Origin of the sequence: Nocardioides sp. CPCC 206348 (assembly GCF_048654705.1) — a bacterium.
Classification (GTDB): Bacteria; Actinomycetota; Actinomycetes; order Propionibacteriales; family Nocardioidaceae; genus Nocardioides.
The window spans coordinates 86133-89693 of the sequence record NZ_JBMCZA010000190.1; the positions used below are offsets into that span (position 1 = coordinate 86133).

Sequence of the window (3561 nt, forward strand, 5' to 3'; positions counted from 1 at the left end):
GACAGCCGCCGCGGGCAGCCGCCCGTAGATGTGCGGGAACGTCTCGGCGCCACCCGGCACGGCCGGTTCCTCGACCACCGGCACGTCGAGCAGGTCGGTGTCGATCTGCAGCAGCACCAGCGGCTCGCTCACGTCGCCGTAGAACCGCTCGCGCACGGCCGTCCACTGATCGGCCCGGCTGGCGTGGATGAAGCCCTCGTCGGCCAGCGTCCGCCCGAGGGTGGAGGTCGTGTACGCGCCTGACGCCTCGGCTGCTGCCCAGTCGGACGCCAGTGCGAGGTGGAAGATCGTGGCCATCGTCGTACTCCCGAGGTCAGTGGTCGGACGGAACGCGGCAGACCGGCAACGCCGGCAACAATCGCGCACATGTGCGGTGGTGGCCCCAGATCCTGCCAGTTCGGCGACCAGGATCGTGCACGGGTGTGATCCTGCGCAGGTCGTCGCCGTGGACTCCTAGAACAACCGGTCGGACGGGTCGTCCAGTCCCCGCAGCGCGTCGTAGTCGACGACCGCGCAACTGATGCCGCGGTCCTCGGCGAGCACCCGCGCCTGCGGCTTGATCTCCTGGGCCGCGAAGATGCCGCGGACGGCGCCCTTGCCGGTGAGCAGGGGGTCGCGGTTGAGGAGCTCGAGGTAGCGGGTGAGCTGCTCGACGCCGTCGATGTCGCCGCGGCGCTTGATCTCGACCGCGACGCTCAGGCCGTCGATGTCGCGGCACATCAGGTCGACGGGGCCGATCGCGGTGGGGAACTCGCGCCGCACGAGGGTGAGGCCCTCGTGCAGGGTGCCCGGGTGGTCGGCGAGCATCTCCTGCAGGTGCTTCTCGACGCCGTCCTTCTGCAGGCCGGGGTCGATGCCCAGGTCGTGGGAGGAGTCGTGGAGGAGTTCCTCGATGAGGATCCGGAGCGTGTCCGGCGTCGCGCCCTTGGCGGCCTTCGCGGTCACGGTCCACTCGATCTGGCCGTCGTCGGTCGTGCCCTCGCGGACCGTGCAGGGCGGGGACATCCAGTTCAGCGGCTTGTAGGAGCCGCCGTCGGAGTGCACCAGCACCGAGCCGTCCGACTTGAGCATGAGCACCCGGGTCGCCATCGGCAGGTGTGCGCTCAGACGGCCGGCGTAATCCACCTGGCAGCGTGCCACGACAAGTCTCACGGGCGATGAATCTACAGGTGCCGCGCGGCACCCATCGCGCCGCTCCTGCGTCGGCCAGTGGGACCGCCCCGCTCAGCGCCAGTGATATCCGTCTCGCTCTGTTACCGATGGGTAGCGATGGCCCGTTCGGGCTGAGAGACTTCGCCCCATGACTTCGAGCGAGCAGATCTTCAACACGCTGGTGTTGCCGTACCTCAACCACGCGGTGCGCACCTACGAGTCGGGCTACGCCTCGGTGACCGACATCGACGCCGCGATGCGTTTCGGCTGCGGTTACCCCAAGGGCCCGCTGACCGTCGTCGACGAGATCGGCGCCGCCCAGGTCCGCGACCTGCTGGCCGCCCGCTTCGCGGAGACCGGCGACCACCTGCACCAGCCGGCCGACCTGCTGGAGAAGCTGGCCGCTGACGGCCGCACCTTCGCCGAGGAGGCCGCGGCCGCCGGCGAGAGCGCCGCACCGACCTTCAAGCACGACATCAACCGCGTCGGTGTCGTCGGCACCGGCACGATGGCCTCGGGCATCGTCCAGGTCTTCGCCCAGGCCGGGTACGACGTCGTGTACGTCGGCCGCAGCCAGGACAAGCTCGACGGCGTGATCGGCTACATCACCAAGAACCTCGACCGCGCCATCGCCAAGGGCAAGGGCACCGAGGACGACAAGGCGAACCTGCTGGGCCGCCTGACCGGCTCGACCGAGCGCGAGGCGCTGGGCGACGTCGACATCGTCGTCGAGGCGATCGCCGAGGACCTCGAGATCAAGCTCGAGCTGTTCCGCGACCTCGACAAGATCACCAAGCCGGGCGCGATCCTCGCGACCACCACCTCCTCGCTGCCGATCACGCAGCTCGGTGAGGCCACGAGCCGTCCGCAGGACGTCATCGGCATGCACTTCTTCAACCCCGCGCCGGTGATGAAGCTGGTCGAGATCATCACGACCTCCGCGACGTCCGCCGATGTCGACGAGACCGTGCGTGCACTGACCGCCAACGTGGGCAAGGTCGGCGTCTCCGCCGGCGACCGTGCGGGCTTCATCGTCAACCTGCTCCTCTTCCCGTACCTCAACGACGCGGTGACGCTCAGCGAGTCGGGCGTCGAGCTGACGACCATCGACGCCGCCATCAAGGAGACCGCTGGTCTCCCGATGGGCCCGTTCGAGCTGCTCGACGTGGTCGGCAACGACGTGTCGCTGGCCATCCAGAAGGAGCTCTTCACCGAGTTCGGTGAGCCGGGCTTCGCGCCGGCCAAGACGCTGGTCGCGAAGGTGGAGGCGGGCGAGCTCGGCCGCAAGACCGGCGCAGGGTTCCACGACTACGCGAAGTAGTCTTCACGCGTGACGCTTCACCACACGGCTCTCGGCACGACCGGGAGCCGTGTGGTCTTTTTGCACGGGCTGTTCGGCCAGGGGAAGAACTGGACCCAGGTCGCCAAGCAGGTCGCCGAGAAGCACCAGGTGCTGCTGGTGGACCTGCCGCACCACGGGCGCTCGCCGTGGCCCGAGCGGTTCGACTTCGTCGAGGCGGCAGCCCAGGTCGCCGAGCTCCTGCCCGACGGCCCCGCGACGGTGGTGGGGCACTCACTCGGCGGCAAGGTCGCCATGTTCCTCGCGCTGATGCACCCCGAACGTGTCGAGCGGCTGTGCGTCGCCGACATCTCGCCGGTCAGCTACGAGGCGAGTCGCGAGTTCCCCGGCTACATCTCGGCGATGCAGGCGATGGACCTGACCCAGGTGGTGCAGCGCTCCGACGCGGACCGCCTGCTCGAACCGGCAGTGCCCGACACGACGATCCGGTCGTTCCTGCTGCAGAACCTCCGCCGTGACCCGGCCGCGCCGGGCGGCTGGAGCTGGCAGATGAACCTCGACGTGCTGGGGCGGGACCTCCCGGTCATCAGCGGCTGGCCCGAGGAGCAGCTGGCCGGCCGGCCGCCGTACGACGGACCGGTGCTGTGGCTGGCCGGTGGTCGGTCCGACTACGTCAAGCCGGAGTACGACGCCGCGATGGACCGCTGGTTCCCGCGCAATCGCAAGGTGACCATCAAGGACGCCGGCCACTGGCTGCACTCCGAGCGCCCCGACATCTTCGTCGAGGTGCTGCGGCAGTTCCTGGGGGACTAGTGCCTGGGTCTCGAGACGGTCGCTGAGCGACCTCCTCGACCAGCGTGCGGTCGCTTCGCGACCTACCAGATCGCCTCGGCGTACTCCGGGTGGTCGATGAACGGGTTCCGGTTGCCCTGGTAGTCGGCGTAGACCTTGCCGTTGCGCGCGCGTTCGGCAGGCGTGACCGGGTCGGCCGCGTGCCAGGCGAGCAGGACGGAGATCTTGCCGAGGTACGGCGTCGTGCCGTTGATCGAGTTGTTCAGCTCGAGGTCCGCGAAGCCGTCACCGCCCTCGTACCGCACGGCCATGTACAT

At 69.1% G+C, this 3561-nt stretch carries 5 protein-coding genes; 2 read left to right on the plus strand and 3 right to left on the minus strand.

Annotation, left to right across the window (positions count from 1 at the left end; genetic code table 11):
• The coding region (locus ACOADB_RS16310; RefSeq protein WP_378600639.1) for a DUF952 domain-containing protein at positions 1 to 297 on the minus strand (297 nt) is incomplete at its 3' end.
• A gap of 156 nt (positions 298 to 453) precedes the next feature.
• Positions 454 to 1152, minus strand: a complete 699-nt coding sequence (gene nucS / locus ACOADB_RS16315) for an endonuclease NucS (protein ID WP_378600640.1) — start codon at positions 1150 to 1152, stop codon at positions 454 to 456.
• Between the two features lie 148 nt (positions 1153 to 1300).
• On the opposite strand from nucS, the gene ACOADB_RS16320 reads away from it, so the two are divergent.
• Together ACOADB_RS16320 and ACOADB_RS16325 are read left to right on the plus strand one after the other, a co-directional pair.
• The gene (locus ACOADB_RS16320; RefSeq protein ID WP_378600642.1) at positions 1301 to 2473 is read left to right on the plus strand and encodes a 3-hydroxyacyl-CoA dehydrogenase NAD-binding domain-containing protein; all 1173 of its coding nucleotides are present in this window, start codon (positions 1301 to 1303) and stop codon (positions 2471 to 2473) included.
• 9 nt (positions 2474 to 2482) lie between these two features.
• Entirely contained in the window at positions 2483 to 3265 is a 783-nt protein-coding gene (locus tag ACOADB_RS16325) for an alpha/beta fold hydrolase (protein WP_378600644.1), read from the plus strand.
• Between the two features lie 62 nt (positions 3266 to 3327).
• On the opposite strand, the gene ACOADB_RS16330 is transcribed toward ACOADB_RS16325, so the two are convergent.
• The coding region (locus ACOADB_RS16330) for an endonuclease (RefSeq protein WP_378600647.1) at positions 3328 to 3561 on the minus strand (234 nt) is incomplete at its 5' end.